Source organism: Zavarzinella formosa DSM 19928 (assembly GCF_000255705.1).
GTDB classification, from domain to species: Bacteria; Planctomycetota; Planctomycetia; order Gemmatales; family Gemmataceae; genus Zavarzinella; species Zavarzinella formosa.
In genome coordinates, this window is the sequence record NZ_JH636439.1 from 502,040 (window position 1) to 523,164 (window position 21,125).

Genomic DNA, 21,125 nt, shown 5'->3' on the forward strand with positions numbered 1-21,125 from the left:
CGATTGCAAGTTCTTTTTCAGCCGACGTTTGGTCGCCTTGCGGCGGGCCTTGCTCTTCTGCATCTCAAATCTCCGGTATCATGTTTTTTCGCAATCCTTGAGTTATAGGAACTCACCCAGCCAAGAGCGAGGGTGAACACCGGCTCTTCCCCGGCAAAACTCGTTCTCCGGCCCGACTTGGATACAACAACTTCCCGCCCGCTTCCTTCCCCGGAGTTCCTGCCGATGTCCTCTCCGTTTCGTCGCTGTCTATTGGTCGCCGTGTTGATCGGGTCGCCGATCTTGGCTCAAGGCCCCAAGGGGCCGTCCATACCGGACGATGTGGTCTTTGAAACCGGGATTGAATACGCCAATCCCGAAGGTCAGCATCTTCAATTGAACATGGCCCGCCCGAAGACCGGCGACGGCCCGTTTCCGGCCATTGTCTGCATCCACGGCGGCGGTTTCCGGGCGGGCCACCGGGATTCTTACAACAACCTCATCATCAAACTCGCCCAAAATGGCTACGTTGCAGTAACGGTTAGCTATCGCCTCGCCCCGAAATTCCAGTTCCCGGCGGCTGTCAACGACACGAAGGCAGCCGTGCGTTGGGTGCGGGCGAATGCGTCCAAATACAAGATCGATCCGGAACGCATCGGCACCACCGGCGGCTCGGCCGGCGGCCATCTGGCCCAGTTTCTCGCCGTCACCGGGGAGGTGAAAGAATTCGAGGGAACCGGCGGCAACGCCGATCAATCCAGCAAAGTGGCCTGCGTGGTAAACGTCTATGGTCCGAGCGATTTCACGAAATCTTACGGCAAGAGCGTGGACGCCCATGAAGTGCTGCCGTTGTTCCTTGGCGGCAACTTAGAAACCGCCCGGCCGATGCACATCCGCTCCAGCCCGCTTTATTGGGTGACGCCGAACGCCGCCCCGACGTTGTGCATCCACGGAACGGATGACAAGTACGTCGCCCACGAACAGGCCGTGTGGATGGTTGACAAACTGAAAGCCGCGAATGTTCCGGCTGAATTGCTGACCCTTGAAGGAGCCGGTCACGGCTTCAAGGGAAAAGATGCCGAGACTGCCGAGAAAGCATTGATTGCTTTTTTTGATTCACGACTGAAGAAGAAATAAGCGAGGAAAATTTTGAGCCACGGATTCGTGTTCAATTTGTGGCTCAAAACTCTCACTTCTTCGGTTCTTCACCTGTGATGAGTCTCGCCGCCCGGTTGCGGGTGACGTAGTTCCAGAACCATTGGAACAGCACCAAAATCCGGTTGGAGAACTGGATCAGGTACATGATGTGGATGAACAACCAGCCGAACCAAGCGATGCGACCGGATAACTTGATCCAACCGGATTGCATCACCGCCGCATTTCGGCCGATGGTGGCCATGCTTCCCTTGTCCCAATAATGGAACGGCTCGCGTTCCGTTTTCCCGGCGAGTTTGTTTTTGATGAGCCGGGCGACGTGCTTCCCTTCTTGGATCGCCGCCGGGGCCACGCCGGGGACGGGCTTGCCGCCGGATTGGGCCGAGGCCGTGTCCCCGATCACATAAATATCCGGTTGATTCGGCAAACTCATGTCCGGTTGCACGATCACCCGGCCGGCCCGGTCGGTGGTCGCCCCGGTGGCGTCGGCGATCATTTTGCCGAGCGGCGAAGCTTTTACCCCGGCTCCCCAGATGGTGGTGAGGGCGTCGATCCGGTGTTCTTGCCCGTTGCGAGTAATCAGCACATGATCGGCCTGAATGTCCACGACTTTGCTGGAGGTCCAGACTTCGACACCTAATTTTTTCAGGGACCTTTCAGCCTTGTCGGACAATTTTTCGGCAAACATTTCCAACACGCGGCCGCTTCCTTCGACAAGAATCACCCGGCAATGGGCGGGATCAATGTTGCGGAAGTCTCTCCGCATGGTGACGGCCGCCAGTTCCCGGATGGCCCCGGCCATTTCCACGCCGGTCGCCCCGCCGCCGACGACCACAAAGGTCATCGCGGCAATTCGCCGGGCGCTCGCCGGTTCGCGTTCGGCAATCTCGAAGGCCGTGAGGACTTTTCGCCGGATGGTGGTGGCTTCCTCGATCGTTTTGAGGCCGGGGGCATGCTCTTCCCACTGAGGTTTCCCGAAATAATTATTTCCGGCCCCGGCGGCGATCACCAAACTGTCGAACGGAATTTTTTCGTCGCCGAGAATCACTTGGCGGTTTGGCACATCAAATCCCGTGACTTCGCCGAGGATGACACGGCAGTTCTTTTGTGATTTCAGCACGGCACGAAGCGGCGAGGCGATGTTGGCGGGAGACAAGGCTCCGGTGGCCACCTGATACAGCAACGGCTGGAACAAGTGGAAATTTCGCCGGTCCAGGAGGGTGATGTCCACATCCGCGCGGCGCAACCCGGCGGCGGTGGATAATCCCGCGAACCCGCCCCCCACAATTACGAGTCGATGACGCATGGAACCGCCGTCCTGCCTTGGGTGAAAGAAACGAAGACCATGTCCGATATTGTCCTATGGCGAATACGGCTTGCTTTACATGGGGAACCGACTTAGAATTCCGACGACATTTTTTGAAGAAGCCGTGAAGCTTCCCGGCGAGTCTCGCGGCTTGTTTCTCCCCGTCTTGTCGCGACGCCGGGCTTGGTGGTTTTGAAACGTAACGGTGCGCGAGACTTTCAACGCAGGTTGTCCCCGTCGTTGACCCGTGCATAAGATGGTAATCAGCAAACCGGAACAGTCTTCCCCCGAACCTGTTTGACTTGACCGCGGCTCTATGTTTTTGTCGGGGGATCGGTGTCGATGACCTTGGGCTTGGGGGCGTCCCGGCCACACAGTTGTCGATCGTCGGAGAAGTCCTCAGATGTACGAGCGATTCACAGACCGGGCTCGCAAAGTGATGCAGTTGGCCAACCAAGAAGCCCAACGCTTCAACCACGAGTACATCGGCACGGAACACATTCTCCTCGGATTGGTCAAGGAAGGCTCCGGGGTCGCGGCCAACGTCCTGAAAAATCTGGACGTGGACCTGCGAAAGATCCGACTGGAAGTCGAAAAGATCGTTCAAACCGGGCCGGGCGGGGATCAGGTGGTCCTGGGCAAGTTGCCGCACACGCCGCGCGCCAAAAAGGTGATCGAATATTCGGTCGAGGAGGCGCGCAACCTCAACCACAATTATGTGGGGACGGAACACCTGTTGCTCGGCCTGCTCCGCGAACAGGAAGGCGTCGCCGCCCAAGTCTTGATGAATTTGGGCCTGAAGCTTGAAGATGTCCGCGAGGAAGTTCTCAACCTGCTGGGACACAACATGCCGGAATCCAACGAAGGACCGAACGAAGGGGCCGGGGCCAACAGCGGCAACAGCGGCGGCGGGAGCGGTGGAACCCGCGAACGCTCGTCCAAGGGGAAATCCAAGACCCCGGCGCTCGACAGCTTTGGCCGCGACCTGACCGAACTGGCCCGGCAAAACAAGCTGGACCCGGTCATCGGCCGGGCCAACGAAATCGAGCGGGTGGTGCAGATTCTTTCCCGTCGCCAGAAGAACAACCCGGTTCTCTTGGGCGAAGCGGGCGTCGGCAAGACGGCTATCGTCGAAGGTCTGGCCCAACTGATCATCGACAACAACGTGCCGGAAATCCTGCGGGACAAGCGGTTGATCGTGCTTGACCTCGCCATGATGGTTGCCGGGACGAAGTATCGCGGCCAGTTTGAAGAACGCATCAAGGCCGTGATGAACGAAGTTCGCCGGGCGAAGAACACCATCCTGTTCATTGACGAGTTGCACACGCTTGTCGGAGCCGGGGGGGCCGAAGGGGCCATTGACGCTTCCAACGTGTTGAAGCCCGCCCTTGCCCGTGGCGAAATCCAGTGCATCGGGGCGACCACGCTCGACGAGTATCGCAAATACATCGAGAAGGACGCGGCCCTCGCCCGCCGGTTCCAAGACATCTTGGTGAACCCGCCATCGCAAGACGAAGCCGTTGAGATTCTCAAGGGCTTGCGAGATCGCTACGAAAGCCACCACCGGGTGCAAATCACGGACGGCGCCTTGCGAGCCGCCGTGGAACTGTCCGAGCGTTATATCTCCGGCCGCTGCCTGCCGGACAAGGCCATCGACGTGATTGACGAAGCGGGGGCCCGTATTCGTCTCAAGTCCATGACCCGGCCGCCGAACCTGAAGGAACTGGACGAGCAGATCGAAAAGCTCAATCAGGAGAAGGAAGCCGCTGTCGCCGAGCAGGACTTCGAGAAGGCCGCCAGCCTGCGTGACCAAGCCGACAAGGTGAAGAAGAAGAAGGAAACCGTCACCAAGGAATGGCGGGAAAAGGCCAAGGAAGCCGACGGCGTGGTGGACGACGAAGTGGTTGCCGAAGTCGTCTCCAAGATGACCGGCGTGCCGCTGAAGCGACTGGGTGACGACGAGACGGCTCGACTCCTCAAGATGGAAGATGAACTGCACAAGGCGGTTATCAGCCAGCACGAGGCGATCATGTCGATCTCGAAGGCCGTCCGCAAGAGCCGGGCCGGGATGAAAGACCCGAAGCGGCCGATGGGAAGCTTCATCTTTGCCGGGCCGACCGGGGTCGGGAAGACGTTGCTGGCCAAGCAACTGGCTAAGTTCATGTTCGGCAACGAGGAAGCCCTCGTTCAGCTCGACATGAGCGAATACCAAGAGAAGCACAACGTCAGCCGCTTGTGGGGTGCTCCCCCCGGCTACGTCGGTTACGAAGAAGGTGGCCAGCTCACGGAAAAGATCCGTCGCCGGCCGTATAGCGTGGTGCTGCTTGACGAAATCGAGAAGGCCCACCCGGACGTGTGGAATTCCCTCCTCCAGATCATGGAAGAAGGGCGCCTCACGGATAGCTTTGGCCGGGTGATCGACTTCAAGAACGCGATCATCATCATGACCACGAACATCGGGGCCGGCGAAGTGATCGCCCAACGACCGTTCGGGCTGGACCAGTATGCGAAGAAGGACAGCGAGCAGAACTACGGTGACATGAAGAAGCGGTTGAAGGCCGAAATGGAAAAAGTCTTCAAGCCGGAATTCCTCAACCGTGTGGATGACATCGTCGTGTTCCGCAGCCTGGGTCAGGACGATCTCAAGCGGATCGTGGACATCGAACTGGTGAAGGTGTCGAAGCGCCTCAAGGAAAAGGGCTTCGCCATGATCGTGACCGAAGACGCCAAGCAGTTGATGATCGAGCGGGGCACGAACACAGACTACGGGGCACGACCCTTGCGTCGGGCCATCGAAGGTCTGTTGGAAGACCCCCTCTCCGAAGATCTGCTGCGGGGGACGTTCGCCGGGACGGACACCATCCATATCTCGGTGGGCGGTCCGGACGAAGACGGCGAGAAGAAGTTGTTGATGGTCGGCCAGACTACCAAGACAGAAGCTCCGGTCGAATCGGCCGTCGCGGCCGCTGTGGCCGACGCCAAGTAATCAGTCGGACAACGTGAAGCCTACTGGGCGGTTCCCGAAAGGGACCGCCCTTTTTTGTAACACTTAAACTCGTTTTCGTCGGCTTGTCGCCGCCGTCACTAAAGCCGGTTCCGTCATGGCCAATGTTTCGCCGCCCGCCAGCGTGGCTCCCGCGTGGGCGGCGCGGCGGTAGGTGGTTTCCATCGACTCCAGAAACAGTTCCTCGCCCCGCCAGAAGGGCAGGGGGCCGAGGCGTCTCGGCAAGGCGGCCATCACTTTCGGAATCTCCAGATTGCCGATCAAGTCTGTTGGCAACTTGCCGATTCGCCAGAAGATGGCCGGGTTGGTCGGCAGCGGTTCGCCTGGCGCCGGAGTGGCCGTCTTTGCGGGGCTTGTCACCGGTTCGGCGGCGTGAAGTTTGGCGAACAGGGCTTCGCGATCCAACCCGCGAAGCCGGAACAACAGGAACGGGTCGCGGTCGAAAGTCTCGGCCAGCAGGTAGTACACGGCCGCGATGTGCTTGCACGGGTTCTCGTAATCCGGGCAGGAACAATTGGTTTTCAAATCCTTCGCGGCCGCCGGAAACAGGGACACTTTGTTGTCCGTGAAAATCTGCTCGACCTCCGGGGGAAGTTCTCCGGCCAGTAACTTTGCCGAGAACGCCGCCTGGGCCGCGAGGGCGGCGGTCACTTTCTTCCATTCGGCTTCTGTGAGTTTCGTCACTTCAATGATGACGTTGTAAGGCTTGGGCATCGAACCTTGGACCTTTGCCGAGACTTTGCCTGCCGTCACGTCGATGGACAAGACCTGACCGCCTCGGGCATACGTCCGGCCGCGTTGCAATCGGCCGCCGACGTGGAAACCCTCGATGACGGACACCCATTTTTTCGCCCACCAATTCTCGCCGAAATCGCCCCGTTTTGACTGGGCTTTGATGCCCCCTTTCGGGACGATCTTCTTGCGAGGCGGTTCGTCACGCCACCACATGGTCATTCCTCCACGGCGTCCGGACGGAGCGCCAGCAGTTCCTTCAACTCGGTGTTGGACATCTCCGTCAGCCAGCCCTCGCCGGTTCCCACCACGCGCCCGGCGATGTCTTTCTTCTGTTCGATCATCTGATCGATCTTCTCTTCCATCGTGCCGACACAGACAAACTTGTGAACCTGCACGGATCGCGTCTGCCCGATTCGGAAGGCCCGGTCGGTCGCCTGATTTTCGACGGCCGGATTCCACCAGCGGTCGAAATGGAACACATGATTGGCGGCCGTCAGCGTCAGCCCTGTTCCACCCGCTTTGAGCGAGATGAGAAAAATCCGCGGCGAATCCGGGTCGGCGGTGTTTTGAAACCGGCTCACCATTTGTTCCCGTTGCGGTTGCGGCACACCGCCGTGCAAGAACATCACCTCCCGGCCGAAGGTTTCCTGCAAATGCTTCTTGAGGATGTCTCCCATTTGGGTGAACTGCGTGAACACCAACGCCTGGTCGCCGCTGTCCAGCACTTCTTCCAGCATTTCCGTGAGGCGTGCCAGTTTGCCGGAACGATCCGGGATGGCCGAGTTGTCCCCGAGAAACTGCGCCGGGTGATTGCACACCTGCTTCAACTTGGAGAGCGTGCCGAGAATCATCCCTTTGCGTTTGATGCCGTCTTCTCCTTGGCCTTTGAGGGATTTTTCCAGATCGCGCACGACGGCCTCGTAAAGCGAGGCTTGTTCCTTGGTGATGGTGCAATAGACCTTCGCCTCAAACTTGTCCGGCAGATCGGCGATAATGGATTTGTCCGTCTTCAGTCGCCGCAACAGGAACGGCCCGGTGAGTCGTTTGAGCCGGTTGGCGGCCGCTTCGTCTCGCCGTAGTTGAATGGGTAGCAAAAACTCTTTGCGAAACGCCTCGCGCCCGCCGAGAAAGCCCGGATTCAAAAACTGGCTGACAGACCACAAATCGCCGACATGGTTTTCCACCGGTGTCCCGGTGAGGGCCACCCGAAAACCGGCCTTCAACGCGCGGGCGGCCTTTGATGTTTTCGCATCGGGGTTTTTGATGTTCTGGGCTTCGTCCAAAATTACCCCCGCCCATTCGGCGGAATTAAACGCCGCTTCATCGCGGAGCAGCAGTTGATAGCTGGTGACGACGATGGCGAAACTCTTCACGCTTTTGGCAAACGCCTCCCCCTTCGTGCGTTTCAATCCATGATGGATCATCACCGTCAGCGATGGCGTGAAGCGGCCTGCCTCTCGTCGCCAGTGGCCGACGACGGATGTGGGACACACCAATAGGACGGGCCGTGTTTCGCCGTCATCGCGGGCGGCTTGAATGGCCGCCAGTGTCTGGATGGATTTGCCCAGGCCCATGTCGTCCGCGAGGCAGGCCCCCAAACCGCAACGTCGCAGGAAGGTAAGCCAGGAATAGCCGCGAAGCTGATACGGCCGCAAGGAGCCGACGAACCCGGCCGGGGGTGGCAGTTCGGTGAGCGTTCCTTCGCCGCGAAGTTGGTCGAGAAATTCGCCAAGTTTGCCGCCCGCCTTCACGCGACTAACTGGTAGACCGTTGGGACCATCGGCCGCACCGAGGGACATTTTCAGGGCATCCCGCAAGGTCACGTCGGTCTTGGGATGCTTCTTCCAAAAATCGAGGGCGTTGCGAATCTCGTCCGCGTTGACCTGCACCCAACGACCACGAATATTCACCAACGGGGATTTCAACCGGGCGAGGGCATCCAGTTCGGCGAGCGTCAGTTCCGTGTCGCCGAGGGCGATTTTCCAATCGAACTTCACCATCTCGTCGAGGGACATGCCCCCGCCGCCGGCCGAGAACTTCTTGCTGCTCTTGGCGGACGCTGTGAGGGAAAGTTGCTTGACGCCGCTGCGGGTCCACCAACCGGGAAGCAAGACGCCGAAACCCGCTTGCTCCAGTTGACCGGCCGTTTCCGAGAGGAAGCGATTGGCCATCACCGAGTCGCCGGTGAATTCACCGGGGGCGGCCGATTTCAAACTGTCGTCCACTTCGCGGCATAGCTTTGCCGCCTGCCCGAGCGAAGTGAGCAGGAATTCACGGGAGGGAAGTTTCACCCGGCCGATGACCGAGAGTGATCGCGGCTTCCACAGATCGGCCATCGGAATCAGCAGGCTTGGGTCGTCCTCGGCTTGCAAAAGATACCGCACCGTCCAGAGCGAGTCCGGGGCGGTGTCCTTGGGTTCTTCCAACCGGAAGCATAACCGATACCCGGAACCGGCCAATACGGTCAGCGGGCGTCGCCATTCATCCAGCGAGCGGGCCAAATCCGCGAACTCGGCCTCGGCCAGTTTCATTTCCCCGTCGTCGGAACGGAGGGCGGCCAGCCATTGAGCGTGAACACTGTCGAACTTGGCGGGTTTCAACGTCTTCGGCTGCCCCGACCGGACGAGATGATCGACGGCGAGATTCAGAAAGTCGTTCAACGCATCGGCCGCCGACCGGCTTGTTTCTCCTTTGCCCGGCGCGCCAACCGCCCGGCAGGCGGCGGGCATCGCGGCCGCCAATTCACGGAACCGGCCACGCTCGGCGCCAATAATTTGTGGAAACCAAACCGCCCGGAGATGATCGCCAGATTTGGAAACCCCCGGCAAAAACTGCTCGCGGGCCACCAACCCGGCCGCGAACCGCAATCCGGCGGCCCAATAGTGAAGGGTGCCGCCAGCCAGCAAGCCGGGTTTCAACAGTGGCTGTTCCCCGCAGGCGAGCAACAATTCAACCACCTTCGGCCATTCCACCGGCAACACGGCCACCCGCCAGGGAGCGAGCGTGACGGTTTCACCCTCCGTCGGCGGCTCCCCGATCAGCGGATTGGAGACGACGGGCCGTTCGCTGGTGGTCGGAAGAGAAATGACCGCCTCGGCGGCTTTCGATTTGCCGGAGCTTGCTTTTCCCCGCCCTTCAAGAGCCTCGGCCAAGTCGCGTTGCGTGGCCGCAAACGGATGTGCCGGTGTCCCGGTGCGAGACTTTCCAACCGACCGCTTTTCAACGAGATCGGTTTCGCCCCAGAGGAGGAATTGTCCGTTCTGAATGATGGCGTGAAGTGCGATCAACGCGGAATCTCACTGGAGGGCCAATCTCCGACATGAAGATCATGTGGAAATTTCAATCCTATCAGTTTGATCCTTGAAGCTCTCGCTGTTTCCCCAACCAGACACGGATCTCAATGAAGACTCCGGTTTGCGAGGAAACCGGAGTCACATCGTCGGTGACGAAATGCTGTGGCACGGACTCAATCAACTTCAAGGGTCGGTTGACTTCCGACCAGCGCCCTTCGGTGTCTTGGGCGCGTCGGCCGCATTGGCCGGCACGTCAAAATCCTTTGTCGATGCGCTGTCTGGAAGGTCGGCGGTTGTCTCATAGCGGGGGAAAAGCAGGGCCACCGTGGCTTCTTCGGATGCTGCTTCCTTCTTGTCTTTTGCCGTTTCTTTCTTGTCTTTTGTCACGGCTTTGTCAGGATCGATCGCCTCGATGGCGACAGTCATCGGCCCCTTCCCGGCATTGGCGCCCCCGGCGGCCGCCGTGTCGTACTGCCCGTTCACAATGTCGGCGTAACCCGCCGATCCTTTGTTCCCCTTGGTCGCATCAGGAAGAAAGTAGATTTTTCCCGACTTGACAGGTTGCCCTTTGAAGGTCACCTTCCCGGAGACCCGGTTGGTTCCGTTGCCGCAACCGGCCAGAAAACCACACACCAACATCATCAAGGACAAACAACATACCCGACCGGGTGAGAACCGGGACATGAACAGGCTCCAGATAAAATGAATAAAACCCCCGACAAGAATTGACGGGGGCCGGAGATCGGTCCGAAAAACACGTTAATTGAGGGTGCTCGCTTCGCCGCCATCCCGGCTGGCCGCCGCCTTGAGAACATTAATGTCGATTGTTTGGCGGAGGAACCGGACACTGCCATCCCCAAGGCCAACGTTGGCCCCGCCGGTGTGGTTGCTACCGAAACTGATGTCGTTGAAGTTGCTGCTCCCGTTGTAGTTCGTCGAGTTGATCGGGTTCGTCACGTTCTTGCTCGCCCCGCACGGTCCGTTGCAACCACGGGACCAACTCCGGTAGCTGTTCGTGCCGTTTGTCTCGTTGTTTGACTTCTCACCCGCCAGAATTGTGTTGGACAGGCCGTCTGACGCATCAGTCAACTTGATGACCGCGGTCTGATGGAAGTATCCCTGGCTTCCCATCGCGTTGTTGGTGCCGCCGTTCACTGATGTGTACGTGTAAGTCGTGCTTCCAAGGACGGCGGTTCCCGTCGGACCCATGTTCCCGTAATAGTGAGGCGCGAAGTGCTGGGTGCCGGCCGGGTAAGCCTCGTTCGCGTTCGGACTCTTGAGATTGGATCCGGCGGGGCAAGTGTACACGTTCAGTTGCACAGATCCGATGGCCGCGTTTGGCGGCGTGGTCGAGGTGTTGTCAAAATCCAAGGTCAGATTGTACGCCTTGAACAGATTGTCTTGCTCCATGAACGGCAGAATATACACAAGCCAGCTTGTGTTCGCAGACGTTGGAGTGGTGGTGGAAATCCCGTTCGGGGGCATCCGGTTGTTGACGTCAAAGTAGTTGTGGACACCGAGGCCGATTTGCTTGAGATTGTTGGAACACTTCATCCGGTTGGCCGCGTCACGGATCTTCTGCACGGCGGGCAGAAGAAGACCAATGAGAATGGCAATGATCGCGATGACGACAAGAAGTTCAATCAGGGTGAACGCTGATCGATGCCGAGCCGGGAGAGGGCGGACGGACATTCGAGACTCCTAATGAGTTTGAAAAGACCGGGACGAATTAAGAAGACTGGCCGCATAAAAATGCGTTGTGTGACTATATCCTCGATGCCTAAATTGTTCAAGAGTTTAGATGAAGGTATTTTACTCATACTTTGGGGCCAAAAGCGATCCATCCATGACGTCGGGCTGTCGAACGTCATGAACGTTGAGAACATCGCAAGTTGTTGCCGTAGATAGGTTTTCAATTCGCTGATTTGAATGGAAAATTGTCGAACAATAGTGAAAGCAAAAAGATTAAAACATTAAAGCATTAATATTAAAACATCAATATATCTTATAGACTATCTGGAGAGCCCACATTCCTCGGCGTTTTCGGGCATGCAATGCCCCGCAAACTGGCTTCTTAATTGGCTTGCGGAGCCGCTTTCTTTTCGCCTCGTAACTCAAGAACGGCTTCGGCGAAGGCCCGGCCCATGCGCAGCATTGTTTTGGCGCTGCCGTAATAGTGATACGCGTAATCGCTGCCGACTTTGTTCCATTCGTCGATGTTCTCCCGCCAGCCTTTCTTGAATACAGCTTCCGCGTCCGTGTCCCAGAAGAGGTCTGTTTTCACCAAGGCCACGTTGCCTTTGAACTCGGGAACTTCCATCACCGCCGCCTGGGCATCCTTGAATTTTTTGACGCCGGCGTTGGGATGGTCGCCGTCCACACCCATTTGCCCGATGACAAACGGCAACTTCGGCGACTTCAAATCTTTTCGCACATCGCGGATGAAATGCGTGAGATTGGCCGTGTGGGCCGCCGTGTAGTCGGCGTTAATCATGTCGTTCCATCCTTGAAGCCAGATGAACCCGGCGAGTTCATAACCCTGTCCGGCATAATCGGGGAAGTGCTTCTTCAAATCAGAAAGTGTGTTGTTGATCTCGGAGAGCATCTCGCGGTAAGAGGCCCCAAAAGGTTTCTTCACATCCTCGACGGTGGTTTCCGGCTTCTTTTTTCGCTGATCGGCCAACATCGCATCAACGATCTTCTCGGCCGGTTCCCCGGCGCCGGGAGAGCGAAAATCACGGTACAAACTGCGACCGCCCCACGCGGTCTTGATGAGCAACACCTGTTCGCCATAGTGATCGCCGACCACGGCGCCGAACTCCAGTTCCGGGCCAATGCACTTGGGCGAGCCGTAACCCACGGTCAGCTTCCCCTTGCGGTCGAGGAACTTGATCCACACATCATCCCGCTCGATCCATTTGTCCCCCGCCCGCCAATGTTTGAACAGATCGCGGGTGGCCGGTTGCGTCGCCTGGAAGTCAACCAGAGACATCTTGGCCTTGCCTTCCATGTTCGACTGACCGGCAAGGATAAACACCTTGACGGGTTTCGGCTTGTCATCGGCCTGAAGAGCGCCGGGCAGAGACAGCAGCACCGCGCAGAGGAGAGATTTGTTCATGCGAATGACCGTCATTAATTGGAGTGATGGGAATAGCGTATGAAGCCCGCTGACGATCACTGTGGCGAGGCTGAAATTTCAGAAGTGGAATCGAATGACCGTCGCATCGGGATGAACCGGATGGTCTCTCCATTGCCGACCGAATACTCCACGATCTCGCTCCCGTGGTAACCCAATTTGCTGTAAAACCGTTGGCCTGTCAGCGTTGCCATCAACTCGGCGGCCTTGAATCCGTTGGCCATCGCCTCGGATTCACAACGATTTAACATGGCCCGCGCCAACCCGTGTCTCGCCCAATCAGGATGCACAAAAAATGCCCGGATGCGAGCGGCGTCACAAGCCGGATCAAGGAACTCCGATTGCCGCCCCGGCCGGGCATCCCCGCCAAACATGGTTTTCCGTCGTCCCCATCCGCCGCTAGCGATCAGATCACCGTTCGCCTCGGCGACAAAATAGGTGCCGTCCCGAATCAATTCGCTGTCACATCCCCATGCCGTGCCAAGGGCCGCTTCGATTTGGGCGGCCGTGTAGTCCGACAGGCACAAGCCTCTCGCCGACAACCCGATCAATGCCGTGATGGCGGGCACATCGGCCAGAGTGGCCAAACGTAACGGGTGGGCTTCCATCGAATCACTCTCTGACCGCTGCGAACTGTAGCGTTTCCAATACTTGTTCGGGATCACATCCGTAAATCCCGGAGGCCCAGGCAGCGTTCTGTTCGACAACCGCCCAGCCACGCCCGGCGATCACGCCGACATCAATCACCGTTGCCTTGGGAAGATCCACTCGCGGGTCTTCAATCACCTGACGGGCGAATGCAAGGGCGTCGGCTGTCTCGCTTGCCTCGGCAGCGAAGTCTTGTTCTCGCTGAAGAATCCCGTTCCGAAGATAAACCGAGATCGTCCGGACAACACGGTCCAACACGAAGCAACGAAACTCTTTTTCCCACCTGACCACCTCAGCGATCAAGACCGGAGCAAGATCATCAACCCCGGCGGGTAGTTGATCGCTTACAAAAACACCCGCCTTGAAACTTTTGTCATTGGGCGGTTTCACGAACGCCGGTTCGGTGAGTTGACGGGCGGCGCCAAAAGTGGTCAATGTGATATGCCGTCGGCGATATTCTTTGGGCAGCCGAGGCAACCAGTCAATGGCTGGTTCGAGCAGTCGCAGCCCGAACTGTTCGGCAAGGGTTGGGCCGAACAATCCTTCGAGATAGAGGACAGGATCGGGAGCCAATCGCTCGTCATCAGAAACCCGCCACGAAGTCAGTCGGCGAATGCCCCAGCCCATGCGTCCGGCGGCCCGCCATAATGCCTGGGCATCGTCCGTGAATCGTGGTGTCAGGATCAGGGTGGGCATTATTTTGTAGAGTTCGCATTGGTCGATGCCCATAAACGACACCGGCCAATCAGCGAAGGTTCGACGGCGGTTGACACCGCATCTGATCAATCACCCTTCCAGCTCAAAGTCCAAGGTGTTTGACCCGTTTTTTACTTCGCGTTGCAGGGTCGATTGCTTGTTGTACTTGGCCGGGACGGCTTCCACGGTTTCATCAATCATCGTGTTGGGCGGGGCCGGTGAACCGGCGACCACCTTTCGGCCGGTTTTCTTGGGATACCAGATCGCAATCCGGTATTTCCCGGCGGCGGGGAGGCTTGCCCCGTCCAGATGGAATGCGCCATCCAAGATGGGGGCGCCCGCGATGACCGGGCCGCCGTTGGGCGGGAGCAGTTCGATCCGGCCTTCCGGGATCGCCGCGCCGCCCAAGGTGACCTTGCCGGAAATGCGGGCGCCGTCGGCTCCGCATCCGGTTATCAGAAACAACGACAACAAAACCAGCATGCGGGAGAGACCCAGCGGTGTCATGTCATCCCCCCGTGGAAGAGTTGTTCAACACCTGTCCGTCGGCGATCCAGCCGAGGTATTGCCACTGGTTGGGATCGACACGGTTGGTGACAAAGCGAACACTCCCATCCATCAATTGCACGTTGACCCCGCCGGTGTGCCGACTGCGGCTTCCGGCGTAGTTGGTCTCCCCGAACCGACTGCCGTTGCTGGCCGTGCAGGGCAGATTGGCCGCCGGTTGGTTGTTGTTCCCCTGACAGAATCCGGGGTAATCAATCAGAAGATCAGGGGCCGAGGAATTCGGCGTCAATGTCACATACAGAAACTGCGCGGAGGCTCGATTGGTGTAAAACATGCCGCGAACATCGAGTGAATCCACTCCAGTCAGGTATTCCGCCAAGCCCATCGTGTTGCTTAATCCGTCGGTGATATCACTCATGGACGTGGCTCGGGAGAGGCCCATGCAGAAGACAGCCTTCTGGTTGGACGGATAACTATTGTCCCATTGATTGGCGTCGCTGGTTCCTGAAAAGATGCCAAGGTAATTCGACTTGGTCACCCGCACGCCGGTGCCGAAGTCGGCGATTCCGTTCCCCCGCCCGTCACTCGGGCAAAGGAAGGCGTTGATCTTCATGTCAATCACCGATGTCGGCCATGTGCCGAGATTGCCGGCGATCCAAGGCTTGGCGGGAGTCCATGTGCCGGCGCCGATCAACTTGAAATAGTTGTCCTGCTCGATGTAGGGGAGCAAATAGTGCAGCAAATAAGGCCATTCCGGGTCGGAGAAATTGACGGTCACCATCGAACCAGGGGGAAACCGGCCGTTTGTGTCGTGATGGTTGTGTAACGCGAGGCCGAGTTGCTTGAGGTTGTTGGAACACTTCATCCGATTCGCCGCTTCGCGAATCTTTTGGACGGCGGGCAGCAACAGCCCGATGAGAATGGCGATGATTGCAATCACCACCAACAATTCAATGAGGGTAAACCCCCGACGGTTACGCATGGGAGAGGCTCCGTGAACAAGAACATTGGGGAGAGATTAAACAACGGTTCTCGGAAGCAGGCAGTAGGAAGGTGAATACTACCACGAAGAGACGGGCCGACGCAATGTTTGAATGTAACGATGGTCTGGCCAATTTTTCTGGCTCGGTCGACGACTGATTTTCGCCCCAAAGGAGCGCCCGAAAATAGCCAGGGGCGTAAGTCCCTGGAACTCTGCCTGTTGAGAGTTTTCTGCCCCAACGGGGCAGCACATGTTAGTTGTGCCACCCCGTTGGGGTGGATTCCTTTTTTGCCGTCGTTGTCCAGGGGCTTCCGCCCCTGGCTATTTTCGGGCGCCCCTTTGGGGCGAAAACAAAACGCGATTTTGCTAATTGGACTTTTTGGATAACACCAACCGCCCGATGGTGATGAGTCCGGAAATAGCGATCAGTTGAACCAAGGCGAGGGCCGCGACGGTGCTGGTGACGCCGTAGTGCATCTGGTTCATGAGTTCCTGCACGAAGGTTTGCCGGCCGGGAACCTGCACCATCTTCCCGGCACTCACTTCTCCGACGGCGAACGCCGTCACCATCAAGCCGCCCGCCCACGCTCCCGGTCGAATAAATGGCCATGTGATGTGTCGGAATTGGCCCCAAGGTGTTGCTCCCTCTTGGCGGGCCGTTTCGACGAGGGCCGTCGGAACTTGCCCGAGCAACGGCCACAAGACGAGGGCCGCATACGGGAGGAAGCGTAACACATGGGCCGCCATGACTGGCGCGGGAGTGGAGCCGTCGTAGAGCAGATATCGAAACGGCCGGGCATCCGTGATTTGCCCGAGAAGAACATCTTCCGCATCCATGCCGATGAAGATGGCTTTCAGCAAGCCGAAACCCAGCACCGGCCCCGGTGTGATGGCCAACGCTCCGAGCAACCCGGTTGCCAGTCGCCGTTGCCAACGAGAGTCTTTCACCAACTCGTGAAGCAAAATCGCCAATCCCACGGTGATGAGGCCGACCCCGGCGCTCTCCGCGATGCTTTCCCCGAGGACGGCCGCGTTCAAGCGGACGCCCCGAGAGAGTTCACGGGCGAAGGTGGCGAAATTCCCCGTCGTGTCCCCCCGATGTCCGGCGGCCTGACGGATCAGATTCCATAGCGGCACACCGGCCCAGCCGATGGCAAAGGCAGCCAGAAGCACAAACAGCGGCCAGCGCCGACGATTGACGCTTTCGGCCACCGACGGACGAAAAACCAAGACTTGCTTTGAGGATTGAAACTTCCGGATGAGGCAGGCAAATATTCCGAGCATCAAGAAGTTGAACGGCAGACTGACGGCCACCGCCCGGCCGAGGCCGTCGCCGCTTCCGGCCACGAATTGCGTGTAGACTTCTTCCGCGAAGGTCCGCACCAGTGCCATGTCCGTGACGGTGATTTCCCCGGTGGCTTGCAGGACGATCCAGCCGATGGCCGCCAAGACATGCGAGCGGATGGCGGGGAACGTCACCCGTCGGAACACACCCAATGGAGGCAAGATCGTCCGGGCGTCTTCCTCCAACTCTCTCGGAACTTGGTTCAATCCCAGCCCGATGATCCAGACCACCCCCGGCAGGGCCGCGAGGGCGTGAACGAGGGCGGCGAACATGATGCCCCGACCCCACGGAAAGTCATAACCGAGTGTCGGCTGCCACGCGCAGGCGAACACCGGCAGCGGCACAAACACGCCGAGCAGCAAGAGGCGCCGGACAAATCCCGAAAGGGGCAGGGCGAGACGAAAGAGAATCACCGCGAGCGCCAGCCCCGGCGGCAGGGCAATAATAAGCGTTACACCAACAAAAAGCAGCGTTTGACCGAGAAGGTCTGAAATGCGAACGGCCTCGCTCCTGACAGGGAACGAGGCCAGTTCGAGCAATGGCAACAACAACGGAACCGCGAGCAGGGTGAGGATCAGCAACCGGCCCGCGAAACGCATGGGAGCATCATTTTCAAGGAATGACGGCGACAAGCCCGACCACCAACGCCGCTTCTACCAGCGACCCGGTGACGGTGAATTCGGGCGGGTACAACAAGTACGGCACCGGATCACCCGGCCAGCACAGCCCGGCGTTCGTGTCGAAGCGTCGGCAATTGTACGAGGTGAAGTGCTTCGGGAACCAGAGCGTGTCGCTGTAAAACCACGCGATGGAAACGAGCGGCTGCACAACCGGGCCAAGATCCCATCCGTAACGCTCGGCGTTCTTTTCCTCGAAGTACAACCGGCGATAAACCACATATCGCGGCTCTTCGTAAATCGCGGAGGGAGCCAACGTCCGGGTGTGCATTCGGTCGTCGGTCGTCAGGACCGGCTTCTCCGGGAATTGAATGCGATCCCGCCCGGCGTCTTTTTCAAGTTGACTGAAACGTTGTTCGAGTTCTTTCTCAGTTTCACGGGCGCCGAAGACCTTCTCGCGTCCCGGCGGTTCAAGACGCACATAAGCGTCAAAGAGGTCTTGATTGCCTCGCGGGGGAACACCGAGAATCGGCGGCCGGGGCGGGTCGCCGCCGGGAACGGTGTCCTTGGGGGCGTCTTTGGGCGTGTCCTGTCCCTGAGCCTGAACGACTTGCCTTGTCGGGGCGGTTCCCCTCGGGGCAACACCAGGGGCGCCGCGCGGCACATAGGTGGACCGCACCTGTCCCGGCATCTCCGGCTCGGCGGCGACGGCGAGGCCGCCGAACGCCAGCAAGCCGGCGGCCAGCATGCTACATGCCGTCCGACTTGGTGTACTCTTCCCGAGAAGAGTAGTTCGGGGCTTCCTGAGTAATGAGAATATCATGCGGATGGCTCTCCTGCACCGAAGCCGCGCTGACCTGGATAAACCGGGCCTTCGTGCGCAGCTCTTCCAAATTTTGTGTCCCGCAATACCCCATGCCGGCCCGCAGACCGCCCACCAGTTGGTAGACGAACGGGGCGAGAGGCCCCTTGTAGGGGACCCGGCCTTCCACGCCCTCGGGGACCAGCTTGCCGTTGCCGGCCGCGTCCTTCCCCTGGTTGTACCGATCACCGGACCCGGCCATCATGGCCCCCAGCGAACCCATGCCGCGGTACGCCTTGAAGGTCCGGCCCTTGTGCAAAATCGTCAGCCCCGGACTTTCGGCCAGCCCGGCGAACAACCCGCCGATCATGACGGAATACGCCCCGGCGGCCATCGCCTTGGTGATGTCCCCGGAGTATCGCACGCCGCCGTCGGCGATGATCGGAATGCCCGTGCCCTGCAAGGCCCGCACCGCCGAGGCGATGGCCGAGAGCTGCGGAACGCCGACCCCGGAGACGATCCGCGTGGTGCAGATGCTCCCCGGCCCGATGCCCACTTTCACCGCGTCCGCCCCGGCCTCGGCCAGGGCTTTTGCTCCTTCAAACGTAGCCACGTTGCCGGCGATGATGTCGATGGAGTGTCGTTTCTTCAATTCCCGCACGGTGGCGATGACGTTTTCGGAATGTCCGTGGGCGGAATCGACGACCAGCACATCCACCCCGGCCGAGATCAACATCTCGGCCCGCTCGAAATCCATCACCCCGATGGCCGCCCCGACTCTCAGCCTTCCACGCCCATCTTTACAGGCATTTGGGAAGTTCAACATCTTGTCGATGTCTTTGATCGTGATCAACCCCTTCAGACGGTATTGATCGTCCACAAGGAGCAGCTTCTCCACTTTATTTACAGTCAACAATCTTTCCGCTTCCTCTAAAGTCGTGTTCTCCTTCGCCGTCACCAGATCGTCCTTGGTCATCACCTCGGAGATTTTCTGGTTCTGGTCGCCGAGAAACTTCAAATCCCGCCGGGTGAGGATGCCCTTGAGGTAGCCGTCCACGGTGATCGGCACGCCGCTGATGTGGTACTGCTCCATGATCTTGCGGGCGTTCGCGACCGTTTCGTCCGGCCGCAGGGTCACCGGGTCGCTGATGACTCCGTTTTCAGATCGCTTTACTTTGTCCACCTCGCGGGTTTGCATGGCGGCGGGCAAGTTCTTGTGGATGACACCGAGGCCGCCTTCCTGGGCCAAGGCAATGGCCAGTTCGCTTTCCGTCACCGTGTCCATCGGCGACGACAGGATGGGGATGTTCAGTTTGATGTGGCGGGTGAGTTGGGTCCGCACGTCCACGTCCTTCGGGACGACGTTTGAATAACCCGGTTCCAGCAAAACGTCGTCGAAAGTGATTCCCGGATATGCGATTCGTTCGTGCATGACGACGTTCCCCTGATTGTTCCCGAAATTCTTAATGGAAAAGAATTATAGGGGGCATTGCTCCGGAGGAACGGGTCAGGTACTCTGGGAAAGCTGATTCAAGGGACTTGAGCTTCCCCCCGCCGGAAAAGATGCCACCACCCAATCGGAGAAAATTTCATGAATGGTTCACTGTCGCGTCGTCATTTTCTCCAAGCCGGGGCCGCCGGTTTGGCGGCCGGGACGCTTCTGGCCGAAGAGAAGAAGGATCTCCCAAAATTGCCGGCCCAACCCGTCCGGGTGGGTGTTGTCGGCCTCGCGGGGCAGGGGCAGTACAATTGGGGCCAATTGGCCCAAACGGGCTGCGAAGTGGTTGCCATCTGCGACGTGGACGAATCCCGCACCGGCCCGGCCCGAAAGCAATTTCCGAAGGCCGTCTTCCACACGGATTACCGGAAACTGATCGAGGCCAAGGGGCTTGATGCCCTGTTGTGCGCGACCCCGGACCACAACCATTTTCACATCACCTCGGCCGCCATCGAGGCCGGGTTGCATGTCTATTGCGAAAAGCCCTTGTGCCACACGATTTGGGAAGTGCGCAAGCTTCGGGAATTGGTGAAAAAGCACAAACGCATCAGCCAGATGGGGACGCAAATCCACGCGGGGGACAATTATCGCCGGGTGGTGGAAATGGTGAAAGCCGGGGTGATCGGGGCGGTGAAGGAAGCCCACGTCTGGGTCGGCGGGGCATGGAACGGCAACGGCAAGCGACCGGAGGCCAAGCCGGTCCCCAAGGGGCTGGATTGGGACCTCTGGCAGGGACCGGTGGTTGAACGACCGTATGCCCCGGAATACGTTCCGTTCCACTGGCGCCGATACTGGGCTTATGGCGGCGGTCGCATGGCCGACATGGCCTGTCACCACATGGATCTTGTGTTTTGGGCGTTGGACCTGACCGCCCCGACCAAAGTGACCGCCCAAGGATCGCCGCTGACGACAGAAACGGCCGCCGATTGGATCACCGCCGAATACGAATTCCCGGCCGTTGGGAAACGTTCCCCGGTGAAGGTGTTCTGGTACGACGGCGACAAGCGGCCCAAACAACTCGCGGATTTGAAACAGGAAAAATGGGGAGACGGCACCCTGTTCATCGGCGAAAAAGGAATGATCCTCGCCAATTATGGCAAGCGGTTGATCCTCCCGGAAGATCAGTTCAAGGGAGTTGATGGCGACCGGAGCATCCCGAATTCCATTGGCCATCACAAAGAATGGATCGAAGCCATCCGCACGAACGGCACAACGACTTGCAACTTCGACTATTCCGGCGGCCTGACCGAGTCCGTCTTGCTCGGCGTCGTCGCTTACAAAGTGGGCAAACCCTTGGAATGGGACGCCGCCACGCTCAAGTGCAAGGGGGTTCCGGAGGCCGATGCGTTTATCACGAAGGAATACCGCAAGGGTTGGGAACCTCGCGGGTGAGCAAGTTCTAGACGGGAGTTCTGGTGCGTT

16 protein-coding genes are annotated in these 21,125 nt (G+C 58.9%); 3 read left to right on the plus strand and 13 right to left on the minus strand.

Going from position 1 to position 21,125, the window contains the following annotated elements; genetic code table 11:
* The first annotated feature begins 225 nt into the window (after positions 1–225).
* Positions 226–1,116, plus strand: coding sequence for an alpha/beta hydrolase (locus tag BGIM_RS0103015; RefSeq protein WP_052639747.1), 891 nt, complete (start codon positions 226–228; stop codon positions 1,114–1,116).
* A 52-nt stretch (positions 1,117–1,168) separates the two neighbouring features.
* On the opposite strand, the gene BGIM_RS0103020 is transcribed toward BGIM_RS0103015, so the two are convergent.
* A complete protein-coding gene (locus tag BGIM_RS0103020) occupies positions 1,169–2,440 on the minus strand; it encodes an NAD(P)/FAD-dependent oxidoreductase (RefSeq protein ID WP_020468317.1) in 1,272 nt (423 codons plus the stop codon).
* 403 nt (positions 2,441–2,843) lie between these two features.
* On the opposite strand from BGIM_RS0103020, the gene BGIM_RS0103025 reads away from it, so the two are divergent.
* Positions 2,844–5,426, plus strand: coding sequence for an ATP-dependent Clp protease ATP-binding subunit (locus BGIM_RS0103025; RefSeq protein ID WP_020468318.1), 2,583 nt, complete (start codon positions 2,844–2,846; stop codon positions 5,424–5,426).
* A 63-nt stretch (positions 5,427–5,489) separates the two neighbouring features.
* Here BGIM_RS0103025 and BGIM_RS0103030 read toward each other — a convergent pair whose 3' ends face one another.
* The 12 genes from BGIM_RS0103030 to guaB form a co-directional block, all read right to left on the minus strand.
* Complete coding sequence (locus BGIM_RS0103030) at positions 5,490–6,392, minus strand: SWIM zinc finger family protein (RefSeq protein ID WP_020468319.1); 903 nt, start codon at positions 6,390–6,392, stop codon at positions 5,490–5,492.
* Between the two features lie 2 nt (positions 6,393–6,394).
* Positions 6,395–9,466 (minus strand): DEAD/DEAH box helicase, encoded by a 3,072-nt coding sequence (locus tag BGIM_RS0103035; RefSeq protein ID WP_020468320.1) that lies wholly within the window; start codon positions 9,464–9,466, stop codon positions 6,395–6,397.
* Positions 9,467–9,655: 189 nt separating this feature from the next.
* Positions 9,656–10,156 carry a hypothetical protein gene (locus BGIM_RS56860; RefSeq protein ID WP_157368580.1) on the minus strand — a complete coding sequence of 167 codons (501 nt, stop codon included), beginning with the start codon at positions 10,154–10,156 and terminating at the stop codon, positions 9,656–9,658.
* Between the two features lie 75 nt (positions 10,157–10,231).
* Positions 10,232–11,164: a DUF1559 domain-containing protein gene (locus tag BGIM_RS0103045; protein ID WP_020468323.1), complete on the minus strand. Its 933-nt coding sequence runs from the start codon at positions 11,162–11,164 to the stop codon at positions 10,232–10,234.
* Positions 11,165–11,546: 382 nt separating this feature from the next.
* On the minus strand, positions 11,547–12,590 hold the full coding sequence (locus BGIM_RS0103050) for a sialate O-acetylesterase (RefSeq protein ID WP_238537509.1): 1,044 nt from the start codon (positions 12,588–12,590) through the stop codon (positions 11,547–11,549).
* A 56-nt stretch (positions 12,591–12,646) separates the two neighbouring features.
* Positions 12,647–13,273 (minus strand): GNAT family N-acetyltransferase, encoded by a 627-nt coding sequence (locus BGIM_RS0103055; RefSeq protein ID WP_202947215.1) that lies wholly within the window; start codon positions 13,271–13,273, stop codon positions 12,647–12,649.
* Positions 13,221–13,985: an ATP-grasp domain-containing protein gene (locus BGIM_RS0103060; RefSeq protein ID WP_202947216.1), complete on the minus strand. Its 765-nt coding sequence runs from the start codon at positions 13,983–13,985 to the stop codon at positions 13,221–13,223. Before BGIM_RS0103060 ends, BGIM_RS0103055 begins: the two co-directional genes overlap by 53 nt.
* A 57-nt stretch (positions 13,986–14,042) precedes the next feature.
* A complete protein-coding gene (locus BGIM_RS0103065; RefSeq protein ID WP_020468327.1) occupies positions 14,043–14,459 on the minus strand; it encodes a hypothetical protein in 417 nt (138 codons plus the stop codon).
* A gap of 1 nt (position 14,460) precedes the next feature.
* Positions 14,461–15,441, minus strand: a complete 981-nt coding sequence (locus tag BGIM_RS0103070; protein ID WP_020468328.1) for a DUF1559 domain-containing protein — start codon at positions 15,439–15,441, stop codon at positions 14,461–14,463.
* A 366-nt stretch (positions 15,442–15,807) separates the two neighbouring features.
* On the minus strand, positions 15,808–17,385 hold the full coding sequence (locus BGIM_RS0103075) for an ABC transporter permease (protein WP_020468329.1): 1,578 nt from the start codon (positions 17,383–17,385) through the stop codon (positions 15,808–15,810).
* A gap of 13 nt (positions 17,386–17,398) precedes the next feature.
* Entirely contained in the window at positions 17,399–18,151 is a 753-nt protein-coding gene (locus tag BGIM_RS0103080) for a hypothetical protein (protein ID WP_020468330.1), read from the minus strand.
* A gap of 1 nt (position 18,152) precedes the next feature.
* Positions 18,153–19,637, minus strand: a complete 1,485-nt coding sequence (guaB, locus tag BGIM_RS0103085) for an IMP dehydrogenase (protein ID WP_020468331.1) — start codon at positions 19,635–19,637, stop codon at positions 18,153–18,155.
* A gap of 159 nt (positions 19,638–19,796) precedes the next feature.
* Here guaB and BGIM_RS0103090 point away from each other — a divergent pair, with 159 nt between their 5' ends.
* Positions 19,797–21,095, plus strand: coding sequence for a Gfo/Idh/MocA family protein (locus BGIM_RS0103090; RefSeq protein WP_020468332.1), 1,299 nt, complete (start codon positions 19,797–19,799; stop codon positions 21,093–21,095).
* Positions 21,096–21,125: the final 30 nt, after the last annotated feature.